This window comes from Dehalococcoidales bacterium (genome assembly GCA_041652735.1).
Classification (GTDB): Bacteria; Chloroflexota; Dehalococcoidia; order Dehalococcoidales; family RBG-16-60-22; genus RBG-13-51-18.
This window is the reverse complement of record JBAZGT010000008.1, coordinates 13,925-37,434: the sequence shown is the minus strand read 5'-3', so window position 1 is coordinate 37,434 and position 23,510 is coordinate 13,925. Positions and strand designations below refer to the sequence as shown.

21 protein-coding genes, 2 tRNA genes and 1 riboswitch are annotated in these 23,510 nt (G+C 57.7%); of the genes, 13 read left to right on the top strand and 10 right to left on the bottom strand.

The features are described from left to right. Positions 1–312 precede the first annotated feature (312 nt). From carB to pyrR, 8 genes are all read right to left on the bottom strand, one after another. Positions 313–3,573, bottom strand: coding sequence for a carbamoyl-phosphate synthase large subunit (carB, locus tag WC370_04420; GenBank protein MFA5308716.1), 3,261 nt, complete (start codon positions 3,571–3,573; stop codon positions 313–315). A gap of 448 nt (positions 3,574–4,021) precedes the next feature. Then, on the bottom strand, positions 4,022–4,378 hold the full coding sequence (locus WC370_04415) for a hypothetical protein (GenBank protein ID MFA5308715.1): 357 nt from the start codon (positions 4,376–4,378) through the stop codon (positions 4,022–4,024). Between the two features lie 12 nt (positions 4,379–4,390). Next, positions 4,391–4,717 carry a hypothetical protein gene (locus WC370_04410; GenBank protein MFA5308714.1) on the bottom strand — a complete coding sequence of 109 codons (327 nt, stop codon included), beginning with the start codon at positions 4,715–4,717 and terminating at the stop codon, positions 4,391–4,393. An 87-nt stretch (positions 4,718–4,804) separates the two neighbouring features. Beyond that, positions 4,805–5,896 carry a glutamine-hydrolyzing carbamoyl-phosphate synthase small subunit gene (gene carA / locus WC370_04405; GenBank protein ID MFA5308713.1) on the bottom strand — a complete coding sequence of 364 codons (1,092 nt, stop codon included), beginning with the start codon at positions 5,894–5,896 and terminating at the stop codon, positions 4,805–4,807. Between the two features lie 107 nt (positions 5,897–6,003). Beyond that, entirely contained in the window at positions 6,004–6,426 is a 423-nt protein-coding gene (locus tag WC370_04400; GenBank protein ID MFA5308712.1) for a GNAT family N-acetyltransferase, read from the bottom strand. Continuing rightward, positions 6,416–7,732, bottom strand: a complete 1,317-nt coding sequence (locus WC370_04395; GenBank protein ID MFA5308711.1) for a dihydroorotase — start codon at positions 7,730–7,732, stop codon at positions 6,416–6,418. The genes WC370_04400 and WC370_04395 overlap by 11 nt, the downstream gene beginning before the upstream one ends. Positions 7,733–7,881: 149 nt before the next feature. Then, the gene (gene pyrB / locus WC370_04390) at positions 7,882–9,285 is read right to left on the bottom strand and encodes an aspartate carbamoyltransferase (protein MFA5308710.1); all 1,404 of its coding nucleotides are present in this window, start codon (positions 9,283–9,285) and stop codon (positions 7,882–7,884) included. A gap of 21 nt (positions 9,286–9,306) precedes the next feature. After that, positions 9,307–9,888 carry a bifunctional pyr operon transcriptional regulator/uracil phosphoribosyltransferase PyrR gene (gene pyrR / locus WC370_04385; protein ID MFA5308709.1) on the bottom strand — a complete coding sequence of 194 codons (582 nt, stop codon included), beginning with the start codon at positions 9,886–9,888 and terminating at the stop codon, positions 9,307–9,309. 300 nt (positions 9,889–10,188) lie between these two features. Between pyrR and WC370_04380 the strand changes: the two genes are divergently transcribed. Next, a complete protein-coding gene (locus tag WC370_04380) occupies positions 10,189–10,449 on the top strand; it encodes a hypothetical protein (protein MFA5308708.1) in 261 nt (86 codons plus the stop codon). Between the two features lies 1 nt (position 10,450). Here the strand turns inward: WC370_04380 and WC370_04375 are convergent, their stop codons facing one another. Then, complete coding sequence (locus WC370_04375; protein MFA5308707.1) at positions 10,451–10,768, bottom strand: hypothetical protein; 318 nt, start codon at positions 10,766–10,768, stop codon at positions 10,451–10,453. A 121-nt stretch (positions 10,769–10,889) separates the two neighbouring features. Beyond that, positions 10,890–11,444: a hypothetical protein gene (locus WC370_04370; protein ID MFA5308706.1), complete on the bottom strand. Its 555-nt coding sequence runs from the start codon at positions 11,442–11,444 to the stop codon at positions 10,890–10,892. A gap of 114 nt (positions 11,445–11,558) precedes the next feature. On the opposite strand from WC370_04370, the gene WC370_04365 reads away from it, so the two are divergent. From WC370_04365 to WC370_04310, 12 genes are all read left to right on the top strand, one after another. Beyond that, positions 11,559–11,634, top strand: a tRNA-Trp gene (locus WC370_04365). Positions 11,635–11,648: 14 nt separating this feature from the next. Next, a tRNA-Leu gene (locus WC370_04360) sits at positions 11,649–11,736 on the top strand. Between the two features lie 77 nt (positions 11,737–11,813). Beyond that, positions 11,814–12,518: a 4Fe-4S dicluster domain-containing protein gene (locus WC370_04355; protein MFA5308705.1), complete on the top strand. Its 705-nt coding sequence runs from the start codon at positions 11,814–11,816 to the stop codon at positions 12,516–12,518. An 8-nt stretch (positions 12,519–12,526) separates the two neighbouring features. After that, positions 12,527–14,158, top strand: a complete 1,632-nt coding sequence (locus WC370_04350) for an FAD-binding protein (protein MFA5308704.1) — start codon at positions 12,527–12,529, stop codon at positions 14,156–14,158. Positions 14,159–14,189: 31 nt separating this feature from the next. Beyond that, positions 14,190–14,639 carry a 4Fe-4S dicluster domain-containing protein gene (locus tag WC370_04345; protein MFA5308703.1) on the top strand — a complete coding sequence of 150 codons (450 nt, stop codon included), beginning with the start codon at positions 14,190–14,192 and terminating at the stop codon, positions 14,637–14,639. Between the two features lie 216 nt (positions 14,640–14,855). Further along, complete coding sequence (locus WC370_04340) at positions 14,856–16,010, top strand: acyl-CoA dehydrogenase family protein (GenBank protein MFA5308702.1); 1,155 nt, start codon at positions 14,856–14,858, stop codon at positions 16,008–16,010. A 31-nt stretch (positions 16,011–16,041) separates the two neighbouring features. Further along, complete coding sequence (gene nadB, locus WC370_04335; GenBank protein ID MFA5308701.1) at positions 16,042–17,583, top strand: L-aspartate oxidase; 1,542 nt, start codon at positions 16,042–16,044, stop codon at positions 17,581–17,583. A 378-nt stretch (positions 17,584–17,961) separates the two neighbouring features. Next, a complete protein-coding gene (locus WC370_04330; GenBank protein MFA5308700.1) occupies positions 17,962–19,263 on the top strand; it encodes a SurA N-terminal domain-containing protein in 1,302 nt (433 codons plus the stop codon). A 16-nt stretch (positions 19,264–19,279) separates the two neighbouring features. Continuing rightward, positions 19,280–20,593 carry a homoserine dehydrogenase gene (locus WC370_04325; GenBank protein MFA5308699.1) on the top strand — a complete coding sequence of 438 codons (1,314 nt, stop codon included), beginning with the start codon at positions 19,280–19,282 and terminating at the stop codon, positions 20,591–20,593. 123 nt (positions 20,594–20,716) lie between these two features. Beyond that, positions 20,717–21,769: a threonine synthase gene (gene thrC, locus WC370_04320; GenBank protein MFA5308698.1), complete on the top strand. Its 1,053-nt coding sequence runs from the start codon at positions 20,717–20,719 to the stop codon at positions 21,767–21,769. Positions 21,770–21,939: 170 nt separating this feature from the next. Then, on the top strand, positions 21,940–22,506 hold the full coding sequence (gene folE, locus WC370_04315; GenBank protein MFA5308697.1) for a GTP cyclohydrolase I FolE: 567 nt from the start codon (positions 21,940–21,942) through the stop codon (positions 22,504–22,506). Positions 22,507–22,732: 226 nt separating this feature from the next. Continuing rightward, positions 22,733–22,813, top strand: a riboswitch (cyclic di-GMP riboswitch). Between the two features lie 52 nt (positions 22,814–22,865). Next, the gene (locus WC370_04310; protein MFA5308696.1) at positions 22,866–23,507 is read left to right on the top strand and encodes a winged helix-turn-helix domain-containing protein; all 642 of its coding nucleotides are present in this window, start codon (positions 22,866–22,868) and stop codon (positions 23,505–23,507) included. Positions 23,508–23,510 lie beyond the last annotated feature (3 nt).

The window sequence follows — 23,510 nt, the reverse complement described above, 5'->3', positions numbered from 1 at the left end:
TAATGTATCCCTCTCCAACTCTCCCTTTTTCCCATTTCCTATGTTGTCATTCTGGCGCAGCCGTGTCCCGTATGGCAATCGGGGGCCAGAATCCATTGTTACTTTCTAAATGTTGCTCGTTCATTGCTGGATTCCAGCCTTCGCTGGAATGACAACTTTAATTAAACCTTATTGTAACATGATACCAGTCTAATGGCTTGTCCCTCTTTCCTAAAGAGGGATTAAGGGAGTTTTTTACCGCCCCTTTTCCCCTCCCTGCCCAGTTTCCCACCTTCATAAGAGCCTGCCCCGTACTGCGGGACCAAGGGAGAATTACGCCCCCGCCTTCTTATTCCTGTAGTCCGGCAAAGGCTGTACCGTAAACGTCTGCGCCGCCGGTGATATGGCTTCCGTGGCCGCCCTCAGGGTGTCCAGTGAGGTAAAGCAGGGGATGCGTTTTTCCGCGGCGGCGCGGCGGATGTAAAAACCGTCCCGGAAAGGCGCATGCCCCCCGGTGGTGGTATTGACTACCCCGCTGACGGTGCCGTCGTTAATGATGTCGATGATATTGGGGTGCCCCTCGTCCAGTTTCTTGCTGGTCATTTTCACCGGCATCCCGGCGGCCTGTATCATGGCGGCGGTGCCCTCGGTGGCGTAAAATTTGTTTCCCGCCGCCGCCAGCTGCCGGATGATGGGCAGCGCTTCCGCCTTGTCGCGGTCGGCTATGCTGAAGAGGATGCCGCTCTGCGGCAGTATCGCCAGGCCGGATGCCTGCACGGCTTTAGCCAGGGCCGCTTCGAAGGTATAGTCGATGCCCATGACTTCGCCGGTGGACTTCATTTCCGGGCCGAGGTGGGTATCCACGCCGGCCAGCTTGGACATGGAAAAGACCGGGGCTTTCACCGCCACCAGGTTTTTCACCGGCCACAGCCCGCTGCTGTAGCCCTGCTCTTTCAGGCTCTTGCCCAGCATCACGCGGGTGGCCACTTTGACCATGGGCACGCCGGTGACCTTGGAGATGAAAGGCACGGTGCGGCTGGCCCGCGGGTTGACCTCGATGATGTACACGGACGATTCCTTGCCGTCCTTGCCCGGCATGATGACGAACTGGATATTCATGAGGCCTATTATTTTCAGTCCCAGCCCGATGCGCACCGCATAGCTTACCATGGTGCTTATTTCTTTCTTGGTCAGGTTGACGCCGGGGTACACCGCCATGGAGTCGCCGCTGTGCACGCCGGCGCGCTCGATGTGCTCCATCATGCCGGGTATGAGTACCGTCTCGCCGTCGCCGATGGCGTCCACCTCCGCCTCTTTCCCCTGGAGGTATTTATCTATCAGTACCGGGTGGCCGGTGTCCAGCTCCATGGCCAGTCCCATATAGCGTACCAGCTCCGTGGCGTTGTAAACGATTTCCATGGCCCGCCCGCCCAGGACGTAGCTGGGGCGCACCAGCACCGGGTAGCCGATAATCTCCGCCACCTTGAGCCCCTCGTCCAGGGAGGTGACCCCGGCGCCCGGTGGCTGGGGGATGGCGAGTTCTTCCAGAAAATGCTCGAAGCGTTTGCGGTCGCTGGCCAGGTCTATGGCGTCCGCGCTGGAGCCGATAATGGGCATGCCGGCGCGGGAGAGGGGCTGCGAAAGGTTGACGGCCGTCTGCCCGCCGAACTGCACGATGCAGGGCGGCGGCGTGGTATAGCTGGCATGGCGGTTGTTGCCGCTCTCGTTTTCTAAAATGTCCCTTACGCTTTCCTCGTCCAGGGCTTCGAAGTAAAGCCTGTCCGAGGTATCGAAGTCGGTGGATACCGTCTCCGGATTGGAGTTTATCATAATGCTTTTATAGCCGGCCTCCTGGAGCGCCCGGGCGGAATGTACCGAGCAGTAGTCGAACTCGATGCCCTGCCCGATGCGTATCGGCCCGCTGCCGATGACCACCGCTTTATTGACGTCCTCCGCCAGCGCCTCGTTTTCCTGCTCGTAGGTGGAGTAGAAGTAGGGGGTGGCGGCGTCGAACTCGGCGGCGCAGGTGTCCACCATTTTATAGACCGGGCGGATATGCCAGGTGTTGCGCAGCTGCCTTACCTGCTCCGTGAGCTTATCGCCCAGTGTGCCTATCTGCTCGTCGGAAAACCCGAGGCGCTTGGCCTGCCACATCAGCTCCGGCGTTAAATCTTCCGCCAGCAGGGTCTTTTCCGTGTTGACGATGTTTTGCAGCTTGTCCAGGAACCAGCGGTCTATTTTGGTGTAGTCCGCTATTTCCTGCGGGGTGATGCCCCGCCTTAAGGCTGCCATGATGCCCCACAGCCGCAGGTCGTTGGCGGGCACGAGCGGGTAGGTCTTGACGTCCTGGCCGCGCTCCCACTTGGGGTCTTCCCAGAGGAGGCTCTTTTTGCCGAACTCCAGGGAGCGGACGGCTTTTTGCAGCGCCGCCTCGAAGGTGCGGTCAATGGCCATGACCTCCCCGGTGGCTTTCATCTGCGTCCCGATAACGCGGTCGCCGGTGGCGAACTTGTCGAAGGGCCAGCGCGGTATTTTCACCACGCAGTAGTCTAAAGCAGGCTCGAACGACGCCATGGTCTTGCCGGTGACGGCGTTCTGTATCTGGTCCAGCGTCTTGCCGGCGGCAATCTTGGCGGCCACCCGCGCGATGGGATAGCCGGTGGCTTTGGAAGCCAGGGCGGAGCTGCGGCTGACCCTCGGGTTGACTTCTATGACATAATACTTTTCGCTTTTGGGGTCCAGGGCGAGCTGCACGTTGCAGCCGCCTTCTATCTTTAAGGCGCGGATGATGTTCAGACTGGCGCTCCGCAGCATCTGGTACTCGTTATCGGTCAAAGTCTGGCTGGGCGCCACCACGATGCTGTCCCCGGTGTGCACCCCCATCGGGTCGAAGTTCTCCATGTTGCACACGGTGATGCAGTTATCGGCGGCGTCCCGCATGACCTCGTACTCTATTTCCTTCCAGCCCCCCACCCACTGCTCCAGCAGTATTTGATGGATGGGACTGGACTGCAGCCCCACCGCCGCTTTCTCGTCCAGCTCTTTAGCGGTATAGGCCACCCCGCCCCCCGTCCCCCCCAGCGTGAAGGAAGGGCGGATAATCAGCGGCAGACCCAGCTCCTTGCCGGCTTTCCGGGCTTCCGCCAGGGTGTTGACGCTGGCGCTTTCCAGCATCGGCTCCCCGATGCTCTCCATCAATTTCTTGAACAGCTCGCGGTTGGACGCCTGGCGGATGGTATTTATGGGGGTGCCCAGGCTGCGCACGTTGTATTTTTCCAGCACGCCCGCCTCGGCCAGCTCATGGGCTAAAGTGAGGCCGGTCTGCCCGCCCAGGGTGGGTAAAAGCCCGTCCGGTCGCTCTTTTTCGATAATGCGGGTGATTACCTCCACGGTCAGCGGCTCGATATATACCACATCGGCGATGTCCTCATCGGTCATGATGGTGGCGGGGTTGGAGTTCACCAGCACGGAGATAACGCCCTCCTCCCGCATGGCTTTGCACGCCTGCGTGCCGGCGTAGTCGAACTCCGCCGCCTGCCCGATGATGATGGGCCCGCTGCCGATGATTAATACTTTAGAAGGTTTATAGGTCAAGATGCGACTCCTTTACGTTGTTGTCATTCTGACGGGGGTCAGAATCCACCCCTTATCCCCACCTGGATTCCAGCTTTCGCTGGAATGACAAGTTTGTTGCCCGATGATTATAGTCCCACTCCCAATTATTAAGACTTTAGAAGGTTTATAGGTCAAGACGCGACTCCTTATTCATTGTTGTCATTCTGACGAAGGTCAGAATCCACCCCTTATCCCCGCCCCGCCATGTTCATGTTTCGTTCAATCCAAAAGGTTATGGCGTTATTCCCTTTCTCCGTCTCCCACTTTGAAAAAGTCCCGATTCACCCTGTTCATGCGGGATTCCGCATGAGGGACGAATCGGAAGGGGATTAAGGGGGATTTCTGCCAGGTTTTTCCACAACCTTGCTATTTCTCCTCCCCCTTTCCCCGACTCCCACTTTTTAAAAGGGAGATTTTTTTCTCCCACCTATTTCACCCGGGTAAAGTACCGGGTCAGTATGTCCCCGGTCAGCGTCAGGTCAGTCTTGGTCACAGTGTACTCCCAGGTGCCCTTGGCGAACAGCGCCTGAAGCAGTCCCGTCACGCCGGAGACGTTGACCTTGACAACGGTATCGCTCAAGACCTCGTAAGTGCCGGTAATCAGCTTGTCGTTGATATCCACAACCAGGTTACCGTCCTTCGTAAACTCGATATAGTTACTGGCATCATCATTGGACTGCCATTTACCCACGAGAGAAGGCTTACTGCTGCCGCAACCCGCCACCGCCAGGATTACCAGCGCCGCCAGGCATACAACGCATACCAGCTTCCAGATTGTATTCATTTTTTTCCTTTCCTATTCTCCCTTAACGCTTTTCTTCTTCTCCCGACCCTTCACCTTCGCCTCGTAAAGCCCCATTATCAGCTCCCGCATCTTTTCTTCCACGTCCGCGTCCGCCGCCGCGCCGTTCATCAGCTGTTCCAGCTGCGGCTCGATGGTTGCCATCTCCTGGGAGTCGATGGTGGGCAGCTCGCAGGACTTCTCCAGCGCCACTTTCAGCAGCCAGGCCCTTTTTTCCTGTTTCTCCCAGTATTCTTTCTCCTTGGTCCTCTTGTTCAGCACCGCCAGCAGCGCGATGACCAGTATCGCCAGGAGTATGCACGCGATAGTCAAGTAAACCATGAGTTACCTCAACTTTCTTATGGCCGGCTTTGCTCCGGCCTTCTTCTCTTTTCGCTCTTTCCCCGTTTAGAGTTTAGGGTTTGGTGCTCAGGACTTTCCTTGTTTGATGTTCTCCACGAACTGCCGGAACAGGTAAACGTTGTCAAGAGGCCCGGGCGATGCCTCGGAATGGTACTGCACGGCGAAGATGGGCAACTCTTTATGCCGCAGGCCTTCCACCGTGCCGTCGTTCAGGTTGATATGCGTTACCTCCAGGTCTTGGCCGATGGTGGAGGGGTCGGCGGCGTAGCCGTGGTTCTGGGCGGTGATGTGGATGCGCCCGCTGGCCAGGTCTCTGACCGGGTGGTTGCCGCCGCGGTGCCCGAACTTCAGCTTGAAGTGCTTCCCGCCGAAGGCCCGGTTAATCATCTGGTTGCCCAGGCAGATGCCCATCATCGGCTTCTTACCGATGAGCTTTTTCACCGTGTTCATCAGGTAGTCCAGCTTGTCCGGGTCGCCGGGGCCGGGGGAAAGCAGTATGCCGTCCGGCTCAAGGGCGAGGATTTCTTCCGCCGACGCCGTGCAGGGGACTACCGTGCTGCGGCAGCCGTGATGCGCCAGCAGTCTTAAAATGTTGTATTTCAGCCCGCAGTCCAGGGCGACCACATGATAGGGCAGGTCGTTGCCGTTATCGCCCCACCCGTAGGGCTTTTCCGTGGTCACCTCCCGGACGAAGTCGATGTCCCCGTAGTCGGGCGCGTTCCGGATGGCCGCTAAAGCCTCGGCCGGCGTTTTGGTGGACGTTATCATGCCCATCATCACCCCCGCCGAGCGTAGCCGCCGCGTGATGGCGCGGGTATCCAGTCCCCATATCCCCGGTATGCCGCCCGCCGCCAGGTAAGCGTGGACGGTATTATTATTAAGGTAATGACTGGGTAAATCGCACTTTTCCCGCACCGCGAAGCCCCGCACCTGGATGCGTCTTGACTCCCCGTCTTCCGCGTTGGTGCCATAGTTCCCGATGAGCGGGTAGGTGGGCATTAAAATCTGGCCGGCGTAGGACGGGTCCGTGAGCATTTCCTGGTAGCCCGCCATGCTGGTGTTAAAGACCGCCTCGCCGACTGCGTCCGTCGCCGCCCCGAAGGAGTACCCCTCGTAGGTAGAGCCGTCCGCCAGGACTAGTATTGCCGGTTTAGCCATGATTTACTCTCGTTTCTATCCTTTTTCCGTTAGTTCCCATTCTCTCTCCCCTCCGTGGGAGAGAGTTAGAGTGAGCAGGTAATGTTTCGTTTCATCCCCACCCTTTTTCAGCTATTCTTCTGTAAAGTCCGGTAATCATATACCTGTTCCTCAAATCCGATGTGCTTCCAGAACGCTATCGCCGCCGGGTTGCTGTCCAGCACGAACACCCGGTATTTATTTATGACCTGCTCCTTCAGCCCGTTGATGCACCTGTCTACCAGCTCTCTGGCGATGCCCTGTTTCCGGTATTCCTCTTTCACCGCCAGGTGGTGGATATAGCCCCTCCGGCCATCATGACTGCATTTGACTGTGCCTATGATTTCATCTCCGTTTAATACCACGTAGTTGGTGTCCGGATTTCTTTTTAAGTAAACCGCCATGCTTTCATAGCTGTCATCATCGCTGAGCCAGACGCCGGGCATATCCTTCCAGAACTCCAGCAAATCCGCGTGCCTGTCCAGTTTCATCAGCTCCACTTTATACTTCAAATCTCTCCCTGATGCGTAAAGACTCGTCCAGGTAAACCGGGTTGCCCATGTAAATAGTCCCCATGACCTTGCCCTTCAGCGTCCGCCCCGCCAGGGGCGTATTCTTGCCTTTAGACGCGAACTGGTCCGTGTCCACCGTCCACTCCTTGTGCAGGTCGAAGATGCAGATGTCCGCCGGCGCGCCGGTCTCCAGCGTGCCCAGCTTCTGGTAGCCCAGGACGTGCGCCGGCCCCATGGTCAGCGCCGCTATCATGTTGTTCAGGGTCAGCTCGCTCTGGAAAATCAGGCCGCACAGCGCCCCCAGCGCCGTTTCCAGTCCGCTGATGCCGAAGGCCGCCTGGCTGAAAACGCAGGCTTTATCCGCCTTGGTATGCGGGGCGTGGTCTGTCGCCACGATGTCTATCACACCGTCGTTCAAGGCCCGCAGCAGGGCTATCGTATCCCGCTTGGTGCGCAGGGGAGGGTTAACCTTGGCCAGGGAGCCGTACTTTAAAACGTCTTCCTCGGTCAGGGTGAGGTGGTGGGGTGTGACCTCGGCGGTAACGTGGATGCCCTCTTCCTTGGCGTTGCGGATTAAATCCGCCGATGTTTCCGTGCTCACGTGGGCGATGTGGATATGTCCGCCGGTCTCTTTGGCCAGCTCGATGTCCCGCTTGACGATAAGCTCCTCCGCGGAAGCCGGTATGCCGCGCAGCCCCATCTCCAGCGATACCACCCCCTCGTTGACCTGTCCGCCCTCGGTGAGGGATATGTTTTCACAGTGGTCGATGATAGGCCGCTGGAAGTCGCGGCTGTACTCCAGCGCCCGGCGCAGGATTTCTTTATTGCTCACCGGGGAGCCGTCATCGCTGAAAGCCACCGCGCCGTTCATCTCCATTTCACTAAAGTCCGCCAGGTCTTCGCCTTTGCGTCCCAATGTCACGCAGCCGATGGGGAAAACCCGCACGATGCCCTCCCGCGCCGCGATAGTCCGCACGTAGTTGAGCATGTCGGCGCTGTCCAGCGGGGGAGTGGTGTTGGGCATGCAGCACAGGGTGGTAAAGCCGCCCCGCGCCGCCGCCGCCGTCCCCGTGGCTATAGTTTCCTTAGCCTCCCCGCCCGGCTGCCGCAGGTGACAGTGTAAATCTATGAAGCCGGGGCAGACAATCAGGCCCCCCGCGTCCAGCACGTAATAGTCCTCCTGCGGCGGGTTGCCCTCCCCCAGCCAGGCTATTTTCCCCTCCTTCACCAGGACATTAGCGGTCTTGTCAATATCCTGGGCCGGGTCTATTACCCGCCCTTCCCGGATGAGTAGTGAGTCTGCCATTGTTCCGTTACTCCGTTTATCAAAATTAGTCTTTTGCCGCTCATGGTGAGCCTGCCTGCCCTTCATAGCTTCAGCGTAGGAGGGTCGAACCATAGCGGGATATTACCTCACCCTTCGACGAGCTCAGGGTGAGCGGTGTTTTTAATGTCTTACCGGTTCCCTCCCGCAAAGTGACTCGGCTTGAAGCCGTAGGACTGCGCTTCCTCCTCGGAGGCGAAGACAATCAGGTTCTCCGGGCGGATATCCTTGGCCCAGTGGCTGTCCGCGCTGTGGTACTTCTTCATCTCCTGGGTGTGCTCGTGCCAGTCCGTGCTGGCCACGTACTTGGGCTCGAAGCCGTGCTCGCAGTAAACGCAGCGCAGCGTCAGCGGCCGTTTGCTCACTATTTTGTACTGCGGCTTGAGGTACTTGGTCTCCGTCGACTGTATGGATACACACCTTGGGTTGGGGCATACCGGCGCCGGCTCCTGGCGGTAGAGGGGATAGGGTACCGGCGGCGGCGTTTCCACCTCCGGCACGGCCAGTTCCTTAACGCCCAGCAGGGCGGCCAGCAGCGCCATGCGCACCGGCACGCCGCGGGCGGCCTGCTTGAAGTACATGCTCCGCTCGTCCCCGTCGATATCGTAAGCCAGCTCGTCCACCCGGGGCAGCGGATGCATCACCAAAGTCTTGCGGAACGCCTTGCCTTCCAGCAGTTTTTTGTTCACCACCGGGTATTTGTGTTTGAGGTCCTCCCCCTGTTCCGTGGCCGTGAATCTTTCCTTTTGGGGTCGGGTAACGTACAGGGCGTCCACGCCGCCCTTGAGCTCCACCTGGACGCTGATATCCGGCATCATCGCCAGCTGGTGCGGGCTGTTGGGGGTGGTGTAAATAGCGTCGATGGGGAAGAGGTTTTCGCTGTTTTGCCGCGCGGATTCCTCCAGCCTTTCTACCTCCCCGCCGTATTCCGTCACCAGTTTTTCGATTACATGGCGCGGCACTTCCAGGCCGGGGGTGGGGCAAAAGAGTATGTCCGCCCCGAACCGCGCCAGCGCGAAAATCAGGGAGTGGGTGGTGCGCCCGTATTTCAAATCGCCCCAGAGGGCTATTTTCAGTCCTTTGATGTTCTGCCTTTCCTTGATGATGGTGTAAAGGTCGAGCAGCGTCTGGGTGGGGTGCTGGTGCCCGCCGTCCCCGGCGTTGATGACCGGTATGCCGGCGTAGTCCGCCACCACTTTAGCCGCCCCTTCCCAGGGGTGCCGTATGACGATGATATCCGCGTAGCTGCCTACTATCCTGGCCGTATCGGAGATGCTTTCCCCCTTGGCCAGGGAGCTGGCGCCCACGTCGGACGCGGTGATAACCGAGCCGCCCAGCCGGTGCATCGCCGCCTCGAAGGAGAGGCGGGTGCGGGTGCTCGGCTCGAAGAACAGCGAGGCCATGACTTTGCCGCGGCAGAGTCCGTACTGGTCTTTCATGTTGGCGGACATTTCACTGGCCAGGGAGAAAAGGGACAGGATTTCCCCGTTGGAGAGGTCATCTATGGTCACCAGGCTTCTGTTGGCCAGTGTCATGGCGTCTCCTCCTTTCCGGTACTATCGGGACTCGAGCTTTTCCGTCTGGGCTATGCCCGCTTTGCCGTTGGGCAGGCTGACGATAGCCACCTCGTCCCGGCCGTCGGTTTCCGTCAGGCGCACCTGGATGTCTTCGTGGCGGGCGCTGGGTATGTTCTTGCCTACGTAGTCCGCCCGGATGGGCATTTCCCGGTGCCCCCGGTCGATAAGTACCGCCAGCTGTATGGAGCGCGGCCGTCCCAGGTCTATCAGCGCGTCCATGGCGGCGCGGATGCTGCGCCCGGTGTAGAGCACGTCATCCACCAGTATGACCGACTTTCCGTTGATATCGGACGGTATGTCCGTATGCTTTAGGGAGGTGCCGGCTTCTGATGGTGACAGGTCGTCGCGGTAGAGGCTGAAGTCCAGCGACCCCATATTCAGGCTGGACTTCTCGTACATCTCGATGTTCTGTGCCAGCCGCCGCGCTAAAGGAACGCCCCGCGTATGCAGCCCCACCAGCAAAAGGTTTTCCACTACCGTGTTGCGCTCGATAATCTCGTGGGCTATCCGGGCGAGGGTGCGGCGGATGTCCTCCGCGTTCATGACAATTTTTTCAGGCATAAAAAAACCTCTTGCATTTACTCGCCCGCCGAAGCTTCAGCGTAGGCGGGGGCTAGCAAGAGGTGCGGATGTACAGGTACTCGTTTGACTCCCCTTGCCGGCCTCGCGGGACTGGCTTAAAGGTTCTCGGTTGGACTCCTTTGGTACTTTTGAAATATTATACCAGAAATACTAAAAAGTGGCAAGGGTGTGTAAGCGTCCATAACATATTGGACTTTTGCAGGGGAGAAGAAAACTATTGATAATGAAAATATACAATAAAAAAGTTGATTTTTCCCCTGAATAGTTGTTTATTAAGGTATGCCGCAAGACAAAAAGCTGCCCCGCATTAGAGGGAAACAACTGATTAAGCTGGCGCGGGCAGACGGCTGGATTATCAAACGGCGCGCCACGCACGGGGTGGCTTTAGCTAAAAAATTCAGCGACCGCTTCAGGGTAACGGTCATCCCGGACACGCGAGCGGAATTAGATGAGGGGATACTGGCGGCTATTATCGGGCCTAAGCAAATGGGGATAGGTAAACAGGGCTTGTTGGCATTAATTGAAAAATATGGATTGTAACCTAGGCGGCGGTTAGTTCCGGCACGGCCTGCACCAGCGGTTCCACGAATATATCTTTATTAAGCGGCAGGCACACGGTAATATCTTCCTGCGGTTTATCTTGATGCACTTGGATATCATGCTCTTTAAAGAAACGCTCGCGCTCCCCCACGTCATCCAACGTATTCAGATGCAGCAGCACGGCCTCTTTTATCCGCTGGTCGGCCTCCGGCAGTGAACGCCCGAAGGTAGCCGTGCCCAGTTCCTCGCACAAAGCCGTCCAGCGCTTTCCCTGCTTGTGGAATTTCAGTGTCAGGACCACATACCCTCTTGTTTTCACCAGTACCTCCCGCCGGATTGCCTCTTTTTTTATTCTATCATGTAGTGCGTATGCGGATAAAGGTGTACCATAATTGATACTATAAGCGTGGATGGATTGTCAAGCATTCTCTCAACTGTAGCTATCTCAGTATTTTAACTATTCCTAACAACGCATCCTTTTTGTTTTTCCTGTCCCTGAACTTATATAAATATTTCTCAAGTCGAGGAGAAACGCCCGGTGCTTTCGGATTTGTTAGTTTCGCTAGTTCTAATTTATTAGTGTCGTAAAATACCAGTAAATCTATACGCACCGGATAACCTCTGTCCTGCGGCGCGTTCTCATAAAAATCGTATATCGTATCCCCGAAAAGGGTGGGGTAAGTGTCCGTAGGCTCTATCACTATTCTGGAGTTTTTTATTTCAAAAGAACCGGCCTGGATATCATAGTCATAAACGGAGAACTGGTCGTGGCAGACGCCTTTCCTGTCCGGGTCGTATTTATCCGTGCCGGTTTCCATAATGATTGCAGCCAGCTTGTCCAGCGTCAGATTGGGGTGATCATCCATACCAATGGCACGGTAAATATATTTACGGTCGCTAAAGCTCCGTTCTATCGCCGCGTCCACTTTCCGCCCGATTGTCACATAATCGGGCTTTTTTTCAACCGTATATTCCGGCACGGTCACGGTTATCACCTTGACGCTCATTTAGAAACAATATAAGTTAACCGTGCCGGTTCGTCAATATAGCAATCTTTTTCCCCCTCCCTTGCTTCCCACCCCGTAATCCACTATAATTTTCTTTGGCACAGGGGTGTAGCTCAGTTGGTAGAGCAGCGGTCTCCAAAACCGCCGGTCGTGGGTTCGAGCCCTGCCACCCCTGCCAGTATTTTTTCTTTTGCCGAGGTGGTGGAATCTGGTAGACACGCCATCTTGAGGGGGTGGTGAGCGTAAGCTCGTCGGGGTTCAAATCCCCGCCTCGGCACCACTTTTTTCCCCCGCCCTTTATCCCGTCCCCCTTTATTGTTGAATGAATCGGTATAGTAATCTATACTAAAGATTGTAATGGCGGAACAAGCAAGACTAATTGATATCTATATCATGGGCAAGTACTACCAGGTGCCGGAAGGGCTTACCATCCTCACCGCCCTGGAGTACAGCGGCTACCGGGCCATACGCGGCTGCGGCTGCCGCGCCGGTTTCTGCGGCGCCTGCGCCACCATCTATAATTTCCGTAACGACCCCCAGCTGCGGTATGACCTCGCCTGCCAGAAGACCGTGGAACCGGACATGTGCCTGGTGCAGATTCCCTACTTCCCGGCGGTCAAGGCCGTCTATGACCTGGAGAAAATCCCCGCTGACGGCGATAATGTCAAAGCCCTCTACCCGGATATCGTCAAATGCTACGGGTGCAATACCTGCACCAAGACCTGCCCCCAGGAGCTGGAGGTGATGTGGTGGATGACGGACGCTTTAAGGGGGGATATTAAAGCCGTGGCGGACAAATCGTTCGATTGCCTGATGTGCGGCCTCTGCGCGGCGCGCTGTCCCCAGGGGCTTACCCCGTATTACGTCGCCCTTTTATGCCGCCGTCTCAACGGCCGATATCTAACCCCGCCCGCCGCCCACGTGGCCGGCCGCGTCGCGGAAATAGCCTCCGGTAAATATGATGCTGAAATAACGGCGCTGAAAACCGCCGGTGAACAAGAGCTCCGCCGCCGCTACAACGAGCGGGACATCGAGCCGGCGCTGGAGCAGTCCCGGGAATAGTATGTAAGATGTACCCAGCTTACCTTGAAGAAAACATCCATATCGTCGAGGACACACGCGTCCGGCGGCTCATTGAGAACCGGCCGCCCCTTGACGAGTCGGATAAAAAAGCCCTGCTGCGCAAGTACCACCCGGACAATATCAAGTCCAGCATGCGCAAGCTCAAGGTAGGCGTTAACCAGGGCGATAGCGCCCCCGTGGAGCTGGCCGACCTCCTGGAAGGCAACAGCCGCATCGACCCCAAGAAATTCGACCCTTCCAGCCCCAATTACAATGTGGACGTGCTGGTCATCGGCTGCGGCGGGGCGGGCGCCTCGGCGGCCCTGTTGGCCCACGAAGCCGGCGCCAGGGTCCTGGTCACCACCAAGCTGCGCCTCGGCGACGCCAATACCGTCGGCGCGCAGGCGGGCACTCAGGCCGCGGACAGGCCTGAAGATTCCCCCGCCATCCATTACCTGGACACTATGGGCGGCGGCCATTTTGAAAATATCCCGGACTTGGTGGAAGTGCTGGTGAAAGACGCCCCGGACGCTATCCGGTGGCTGGAAAAGCTGGGGGTGAACTGGGACAAAGCGCCGGATGGTTCCATGCACGAGCTTTCCGGCGGCGGCACCTCCCGGCGGCGCCTGCACTCCGCGCGTGATTACACCGGACTGGAAGAAATGCGCGTCCTGCGCGATGAAATCAGGAATAAAAAAATCAACTATCTGGAATATACCGCCGCCGTGGAGCTGATTCTGGACGATAAAGGCCAGATAGCCGGCGCCATCCTGCTCAACATGGAAACGGAAGAGCTGATTGTCGCCCGAGCCAGGGCGGTCATCCTGGCTACCGGCGGCAGCGGCCGCCTGCATATTCAGGACTTCCCCACCACCAACCACTACGGCGCTACCGCGGACGGGCTGGTGCTGGCTTACCGCGCCGGCGCCGGGCTTATTTTTATCGACTCCATGCAGTATCATCCCACCGGGGCGGTCTATCCCCTCCAGATTCTGGGGCAGCTCGTTACGGAAAAGGTCAGGACGCTGGGCGCCCAGCTGGTGAACAGCCGCGGCGAGCAGTTTATCATGCCCCTGGAGCCGCGTGATGTCGTCACCTCGGCCATTATCCGGGAGTGCCGGGAGCGGCAGCGCTGTATGAAGACCCCCAACGGCGATTCCGGCGTCTGGCTTGATTCCCCGATGATTGATGTTATCCGTGGCCCCGGCACCATCGCCCGCGAGCTCCCCGCCATGGTGCGCCAGTTCCGCCGCTTTAATATCGATATTACCCGCGAGCCTATCCTGGTCTATCCCACCCTGCATTACCAGAACGGCGGCATTAAGATAGATACGGAAGGGGCCACCAATGTGCCCGGACTCTTTGCCGCCGGCGAATGCAGCGGCGGGGTGCACGGCCGCAACCGCCTTATCGGCAACTCTACTTTGGAGCTGTTCGTCTTTGGCCGGCGAGCCGGCCTGGCCGCCGCCAGGTACGCTAAAGAGGTGAAAAGGGGCAGCCCCACCCTGGAGCACGTCCGCCGCTGGCAGGAAGAGCTTCAGCAGGCCGGCATCCGTGACCAGCGCCCCGTTTCCCCGCGTCTGCTGCCGGACTACACCCGGCGTACCGGCGGCTATACCAGCGCCGTGTTCCAGCCGTAGATTTATTTTCCCGGTGTAAGGGGGAAGTGCCATGCCGCTGCCCGTCCAGAGAGATATTAAAGAAATAGAAACCATACTGAATGAAGTCCTCAACACCCGCTGTCCCCCGGTGGGCCGCTGCCGCCTGCTTTCCAGCGGCTTCGGCACCGCTCACTCGCTCAATATCGCAGAAGCCATCGCCGGCCACAAGGAGTGCCTGGGCTGCGGCAACTGCGTGGATATCTGCCCCATGCTCTCCCGCGAGCCCGGACGCCGTGACAGGACCCATCAGCGCACTTCCATGGCGCTGGAAAGCATCGTCGGGGAGGACTGTGATTTGTGTGATGCCTGTATCCTCGCCTGCCCCCAGGTGGATACGACCATTAAGAATTACGTGGTCAATCACCGTTTGGTGGAGGTAATGTCCCGCCTGGAGCAGCGCATCAATGATGACAATGAGCCGGACATAGATTTATTTCTGGAAGAAGCCCTTGATAGTTAATGATATAATTGTCATTCCAGTGAAAGCTGGAATCCAGGGGTTGGGGGTGAAAGGGGATTATAAAAACCCCCTTAATCCCCCTTTACAAAAGGGGGAAAGAACGGTTAACAATTAAGATTAATGGTTCGCACGAGCAGCCTCTCCCTTTCGTAAAGTCGCAGATTCCGTGTGAGGGACGAATCGGAAGGGGACCAGAGGGGGTTTTTACAACCAATCATGGACTTCGAACTATCTGAAGAACTGAAAATGATACAGTCCCTCGCCCGGGACTTCGTGGAAGGGCAGCTCAAGCCTTTGGAAAGAGACCTGCTCGGCCGGGCGGCGGACCTTGCTGACGCCCGCGCTTACCTCCCGCCGGAACAGGAAGCCGCGCTGGTGAAAATGGCGCGGGAGCTGGGTCTCTGGGGCGTGGGCGTCCCGGAGGAGCTGGGCGGCGCCGGGCTGAGCGCTTTAGGCGTCTGCCTGGTGGAGGAAGAGCTGGCTAAAACTATCGTTCCCTTCCATTTCGGTGATATTACCCCCGTTCTTTTCGATTGTTCCCCGGAGCAGCGGGAAAAATATTTAACCCCCGCCCTCGCCGGTGAGATACACCCCTGCCTTGCCTTGGTGGAAGAAGGCGTTGCCGACCCCTCCCGCCTGACGGCGCGGGCGGTAAAAAGTGACGGGCACTATATCTTGAATGGCACCAAGCTCTCCTACTCCCGCCGCTATGACCGCTGCTTTGCCGTGGTCTTTGCCGCCGCGGAAAAAGGCATCACTTGCTTTATGGTGGAAAAAGACACTCCCGGCTTTAGTATCGGCGCTGTAGAAGAACGCTCCGGCTGGCTTTCGCAGCTAAAAGCGCCCCTGGCTTTGACTTTTCAGGACTGCCGCGTGCCGGAGTCCGACCGCCTCGGCGCGGAGGGACAGGCCTTTCACCTGGGTAAAAAATGGCTGCCGCCGCGCCGCATCGTCCGGGGCGCACGCTGTGTGGGTATTGCCTCCCGCCTCCTGGAAGAATCTTCCGTCCGCGCCCAGTCCACGGAAACGTTTGGTCAGTCCATTCAGGGCCGGCCCGGCGTTCAGGCGGCGCTGGCGGAAATCGCCGTGAATATCCACGCCGCCCGTTTGATGGTCTATGACGCCGCCGCCAAAGCTGACGCCGGCCAATCTATATTCAGGGAAGCCGCCATGGTGCGGCTGTTCACCACCCGCCTGGTGCGCGCCGCCGCTGACCAGGCGGCGCATATTTTTAACGGCCCGCCCTATATCGACGGACTGTCCGTGGAAAGGCTGTGCCGCCGCGCGCTGGATATCGGTCTGTCGGAAATAGCGCTGGACCGGCAGCGCCATATCGTCGCCGCGGACGTTCTCAAAGGATTGAAGGTCTAGCCGGCTTGGCCGGAGATAGGACACACTTGATATGAACGATTACGACTATATTGTGGTGGGGAGCGGTATCGGGGGTCTCTATACGGCTTTGCTGGCCCGCCAGCAGGGCACCGTCCTGGTCATTACCAAGGGCAGCATTGACGATTGTAATACCCGGTATGCCCAGGGGGGCATCGCCGCCGCTATTGGTAAGGACGATACGCCGGAACTGCACATTCAGGATACCCTTAACGCCGGCTGCGGCCTGTCCGATGAAGAAGCGGTGAATATCCTGGTGCGGGAGGCCCCGGCGCGCATCGCCGACCTCGTTGAGTACCGCGTGCCGTTCGATACTTTGGACGGGGAGATAGCCCTGACCATGGAGGCGGCGCACAGCATTCCCCGCATCCTCCATGCCGGCGGGGACGCCACCGGCGAGCACATTGAGGTGGCGCTGAGCCGCAAGGTACGGGACTCCCAGATTCAGGTGCTGGAAAACTTCCTCGCCACGGAGATACTGGTGGAGAAGGGCAAAGTAACCGGCATCCTGGCGCTGGACTGCCGCACCGGTACCTATGAGGAGTTCCGGTGCCGGTTTCTGATTCTGGCTACCGGCGGGGCCGGCCAGCTCTTTAAATATAATACCAATTCGGGCATCGCTACCGGGGACGGCGTCGCTCTGGCCTTTAACGCCGGCGCCGAGATTGCGGACATGGAGTTTTTCCAGTTCCACCCCACCGCCCTCCGCATGCCCGGCGTGCCTCCTTTCCTTATCTCGGAGGCGGTCCGCGGCGAAGGCGGCGTCCTGCGCAACGCGGAAGGCTACCGCTTTATGCCGGACTACCATGAAAAGGCGGATTTGGCGCCCCGGGACGTGGTCGCCCGCAGCATCGTCAGCGAGATGAAAAAGACCCGCGCCGACCGCGTTTTCCTGGATGTGACCCAGCTGCCCGCCCATACCATCACCACCCGCTTTCCCCATATTTACCGTTTTTGTCTCGACCGCGGCCTGGATATCACCCGCAACCAGGTGCCCGTTGCCCCCGCCGCCCACTATATGATTGGCGGCATACGCACCAATACCTGGGGGGAGACCAATATCTCCGGGCTCTTCGCCACCGGCGAGGCGGCCTGCACCGGCGTCCATGGCGCTAACCGCCTGGCCTCCAACTCCCTGCTGGAAGCCATCGTGTTCAGCCGCCGTATCATCGAGCGTACCCGGAATAAGGGCAAAGATAAGACCTCTGATTTGGCCAGGGTCAAGGACATACATACTCAGCTCGGCGAGCGTCCCGCGCCCAAAGGGCTGCCCGCCGCCAGCCTGGCGGTGTTGCAGCAGCTGCACTGGGATAAAGTGGGCATCGTCCGGGATAAGGAAGGGCTTAACCAGGCGGCCGGTATCCTGGCGGCCTGGCAGCGCGCTTTGCCCCGCCCCACCGACCAGCCATCCTACGAGCTGGGTAACCTGATACTGACGGGCCGGCTATTGACGGAGGCCGCCTGCATCCGCGAGGAAAGCCGCGGCGCCCATTTCCGCTCGGACTTCCCCCGCAGCGAGCCCCGCTGGCAGTGCCATATCGTCTGGCGGAAATAGTGCCTCTTAACCATCCCGGGTTTCCCCGGGGACTGGAATCAGGGGTGGAAAGAAGAGTGGCTTGCTACTTAATAAATTCTTCCCTCTCCCTGTAAACGGGGAGAGGGATAAGAGGGAGAGGGGTTCGTCTTAACCCCCGGGAGGGCTCGCCCTATCTCCGGGACGGGAATTATTATCGTTTAATCGTTAGCGGAGCAATACTTGCGGAGCCCGGGATATAAAACCGGGTTTTTTATTTTACAATTCCTTAATAATCGGAGGTGTATAATGGAAGAGGCAATTTACTCTTGCCCGCCGCCGTGCCCGCCATTTGATAATTGACCGCCTGATGCATTATAAATATAAGGCAGCGTTATTTTCGTTTTAAGAGGTGATATCTTGGCCAGTAAAAATAAAGCAGAAAAGCACCCGCGTGAGATGACCCACCGCGCGCTTTCCCACCACAAGAAACAGGTGCGGCGGCAGCGCTTTATATTGTTCGGGGGGATAGCGGTTCTCCTGGCGGTGGCTTTGATTATCATGGCGGGCTGGTACGCGGGTGAATACGTGCCCATGCACAAAACGGTGCTCCAGGTGCATGACACCAAGTTCAGTACCGGCTATTTTATCGATAGGCTGGAGCTCGGCCTGCGCACTAATACGGACTCCACCAAAACCGTCGACGATATTACCTCCAGCGTTATCGACCAGATTATACAGGCGGAGCTGGCCAAGCAATCGGCCGCGGCGCTCGGCGTGACCGTCAGCGATAATGCCGTGGAAGAGCTGCTTAACAGCGTCGGTTTCCCCCTGAATAAAGCCAACCGGGATGCCGCCTACGCCCAGCTGGTCACGCAAAAGATGATCACCGACTATTTTGATACGCTCGTGCCGGTGTCCGATAATCAGGTGGACCTGAAAGCTATTATGGTGGAGGACTACGCCACCGGGCTTACCGTGCGTGAGAAGATGATGAACGGCGATAACATCACCGCGCTGGCGGAAGAGTACGCCCAGGGTTATTTTTCCACCACCTATAAGGGGGATTTCGGTTTCCACAGCCTTCCTTATTTCCAGAACCAGCAGATACCGTCCGTCCCGGTGGACTATGCCTTCGGCGATGGCATCACCGCCGGCACGGTGAGCCAGCCCCTCACGGATAACACTTCCTACAAACAGATGGGCTATTGGGTGATTAAGATAAACGACCGTCCCACGGACGTCAGCGCTAACGTCTCCGCCATTTTCTGCACGGATAAGGTTGTCGCGGCCTCCGTCAGGGATAAGCTGGCGGCCGGTGATAATGTGACCGCGCTGGCTGAGGAGTTCTCCCAGTATGCCAAGGTCCCCAACGGCGCTATCGGCATCGTCAATGCCAGTGATAATGTCTCCGGCAGCGCCACTTTTGTCAGCCAGGAGTTTTACGACTACGTTTTCAACGCGGATACGCCGGTAGGGGAGTGGAGCGGTCCCGTCCTGGATACTACTAACTGGACGCAGGGCGCTTACTGGGTGGTACTGGTGGCGGACCGGCAGGACAACAGCGCCTTAAGCGATGATGACCGCCAGTCCCTGGTGGATGCGGCCTATTACGAATGGTCATCCGGACTCATGGCGGAGTCCGCCGCTGATGTATTTAATAACTTTACCACTGATTTAAAGGCTTGGGCGGTGGATAAAGCGGTCAGTAAAGTGCAGTAGCGATAAGGGAACGTATATGAAAAAGAAGAGTATCGGCATCGGGCTGCTGGGGCTGGGGGTGGTTTCCGGGCAGGTAGCCAAAGTCCTGACGGAAAAGGCGGACGCGCTGGCGGAAAAGGTGGGCTGCCCCCTCGTTTTGCGCAAAATCAAGGTATTGCCCCAGGACTTGACCCGCCCGCAGGCGAAGAAAATGCCCGCGGCGCTTTTCACCACCGACGACGATGAGTTTTTCAACGCGCCCGATATTGATATCGTCATCGAGGCCATCGGCGGCGAAAAACCGGCGCTGGACTACGTCCAAAGGGCGATAACCGGCGGCAAACACGTGGTCACCTCCAATAAAGAGCTGATTGCCAAGCATGGCATTGACCTGCTGGCGCTGGCGCATAAGCACGGCGTCGGCCTGCTTTTTGAGGCCAGCGTGGGCGGCGGCATCCCGCTTATCGCCCCCTTTAAACACGACCTTGTAGCTAACCGGATAAACGCCATTTACGCCATCATCAACGGCACCACTAACTATATTCTGACCATGATGGCTCAAGAGGGCATGGACTTTGCCGCCGCGCTGAAGCGGGCGCAGAAGCTCGGCTACGCGGAAGCCAACCCGGAAAATGACATCGAGGGGATTGACGCCAACTATAAGCTGGCGATACTGGCCTCCCTGGCTTTCCAGACCCGGGTGCGCCCGGAGGACATTTACCGCGAGGGCATTTCCCGCCTTGATTCGCGGGACTTCCGTTACGCTAAAGAGTTGAATTTTGCCATCAAGCTGCTGGCCATCGCCAAGCAGAGCGGGGACGCTATAGAGGTGCGGGTCCACCCGGTCTTTATCCCGCAGGACTCCTTCCTGGCCAAGGTGGACGGGGTCTATAACGCCGTCCACGTGGAGGGGGACCTGGTGGGCAAAGTGCTTTTCCTGGGGCAGGGGGCGGGCGCGCTGCCTACCAGCAGCGCCGTGGTGGCGGACGTGGTGTCCTCGGCGCGCAAGATTGTCCTGGGCATCGGCAGCCTGTCTACCTGGAAAGAGGTTTCCGGCAAGGTTATCCGCCCCATGAACGATATTGAAACGCAGTATTACGTGCGGCTGGCCGCCAAGGACCGTCCCGGCGTGCTGGCGCAGATTGCCACCGTCTTCGGCAAGAACAAGATAAGCATACTCTCCGCCATCCAGCCGGAGGTGGACGAAAAGACCCGCACCGCGGAAATCGTTATTATGACCCACCCCGCCCGGGAGAAAGCTATGCAGAAAGGACTGCGGGAGCTGGCCGGGCTGGACTCGGTGAAAAAAATCAGCAACTTCATCCGCGTTGAGGATATAGAAGGGGGGTAACCAAAAACCCCCTTAATCCCCCTTTACGAAAGGGGACACAGCGGTCAGTAATAATTATGCTTAAGGAAAGTGATTTCGTCTCCCTTTACTAAAGGGAGAGTGAGAGGGTTTTTGAAAACTAATATGAAAAAAGGCGTTCTGTTCCAGTATAAAAAATACCTCCCCGTAACCAAAAAAACACCGCTGTTTTCTATCGGTGAAGGTGATACGCCCTTAGTCAGGTGTGATAAGCTGGCGGAAAAATACGGCTGCAAAGAGCTTTATTTCAAACTGGAAGGCTGCCACCCCACCGGCTCTTTCAAGGACCGCGGCATGGTGATGGCGGTAGCCAAGGCGGTGGAGGAAGGCAGCAAGGCCATCATCTGCGCCTCCACCGGCAATACCAGCGCTTCCGCGGCGGCTTACGCCGCTTACTGCGGGCTGCAGTGTATCATTGTCATTCCCGGCGGCAAGATAGCTATGGGCAAGCTGGCGCAGGCCATCGTTTACGGCGCCAGGATCATCTCCATAGAGGGCAACTTTGACAGGGCGCTGGAAATCGTGCGCAGCCTCAGCGAGCGGAACCCCGTCACCCTGGTGAACTCCCTTAACCCCTACCGCATCGAGGGGCAGAAGACCGCCGCTTTTGAGATTATCGACGTCCTCGGCGATGCCCCGGACTACCTTTTCCTGCCGGTGGGCAACGCCGGCAACATCACGGCCTACTGGAAAGGCTTTAAGGAATATTACGAAATCGGCAAAGCCACCCGAAAGCCCAAGATGTACGGCTTCCAGGCGGAGGGCGCCGCGCCCATCGTCCGCGGCCACGCTATCGAGAAGCCGGAGACCATCGCCACTGCCATCCGCATCGGCAACCCCGCCAGCTGGGAAAAAGCCGTCGCCGCCCGGGATGAGTCCGGCGGCATTATCGATATGGTCAGCGACGATGAGATTCTGGCCGCCCAGCGCATCATGACCTCACAGGCCGGGGTGTTCGGGGAACCGGCTTCGGCGGCGCCGCTGGCCGGGCTGATAAAGCTGACCGGGCAGGGCCGGAAGTTCACGGACAAGGTAATCGTCTGCGTGGTCACCGGCAACGGCCTCAAGGACACGGAAGCCGCTCTGAAAAAAGCCCCGTCCATCCTGGAGCTCCCGGCGGACATCAAGGCGGTGGAAAAAGCCCTGGGCTGGGGCTAGGCTTTGTCATTGCGGGGAACGCAGTAACGAAGCAATCTCTCTGTTGTCACTCTGGCTAAGCCGAATGGGTGAGGGTGAAACGTTACCCTCTTGAAATATCCCCTTATCTCAAGCTTTTCCGGTATAATGGATGGGAGACTATTTAAGGGGATACCAAAAGGAGACGGAATATGTATGACGCGGCCAGGATTAATGCAGCGGTAAAAGAAATCATCGAATGTATCGGCGCCGACCCCTCCAGCGAGGGCATGCGGGATACCCCCCAGCGCGTGGCGGAAATGTACGCCGAACTTTTCCAGGGAATCGATAAAAACCCCGGGGCCGACCTTAAAGTAGGCTTTGAGCTGGGGCACCGGGAAATGGTGGTCGTTAAAGACATACCGTTCTACTCCATGTGCGAGCACCACCTGCTGCCGTTTTTCGGGGTGGTGCACGTGGGCTATATCCCCAATAAAGAAGGGCGTATCGTGGGCATCAGCAAGATTGCCCGCGTGGTGGAGACCATCGCCCGCCGCCCCCAGGTGCAGGAGCGTATTACCACGGAAATCGCGGATACCGTTTTTAACGGGCTGAATGCCACCGGCACCGGCGTGGTGGTACAGGCGGAGCATATGTGCATGATTATGCGGGGCATCAAGAAACCCGGCAGCAACGTCATCACCTCCGCTTTGCGCGGGACCTTCAAGACGCAGGCCACCTCCCGCGCCGAGTTCTTCTCCCTGATTCAGATGAAGTAGCGGGCGGGTAAGCCGCCAAAGATTCAGCCGGACGTAACTTCGTTCCGGGCAAAACACCTGGTCTTAAGGTGGCACTGCCGCCTCCCCTTTTCCCCCGGATACGCCGCCGGTTTCGTTGGAATTTCTAACATTATTTCATACCGCATTTCTAACCATTTGTGCTGTTTTTTACCTTGACATTCTTCCCTGCCGGGGCGAAAATGATATTAACAAAAATACAATAGTCCCTTTTGGAGGCTGTGAAGCGCCAGCTGTAATTGGTCACCTGGCTGGCGGGGAGCTAATGGTGAAACCGACCTTTCAATGGTCGGTTTTGGTGTATATAAGGGATAAAAAATTCTATCCGGCAGGTAAATATTATGCAGCAGCCAAAAGACCGTCGTGACAATATAGAGATTGTGGCGGATATCCTCCGGCTTTTACGCCTGGGGTACGCCAGCAAGTTTGAAATCCAGCACACTTCCCGCATCACCAACGAGCAGGCCTTAAACTACCTGGAGCAGTTAATACGCGTCGGCGCCCTGGAAAACGCCGAGGAAAAAATGGGCTTGCCGAGCTTCCGCATTACCAAGAAAGGCCTTGCCCTCCTGAGCAAAATAGAAAGCCTGCGGGAAATGCTGCCCCTTACGGATGTGGTGGATGTTCTGCACCAGTCTAAGATTGTGGAAATGAACATCGGGCAGGTGCTGTTTACGCGGGGGGTCAGGGAAATGACCGGCCGGGACAAACAGTTCACCGACTTCGTGCAGGTGAGCCTGGAGCGCTATCGCAAAGGGGACTGGGGAGAGATGAGTGATGATGAAAAGCGCCTAAATGATATAAGCGAGGAAGTCGGACGCCTTATTCTGGCTACCTATGAATCTAGAAATTTCCCGGAAATCTGGATTACCACCAGCCCGGACAGGTCCTACTCCACTGTCTTGTTCCCGGAAGAATATTCCTCCGCCGAGCCCCTTGAACCCTACGAGTTGGGAAAACGCGCTCAAACTGCGGATTCCTAACCC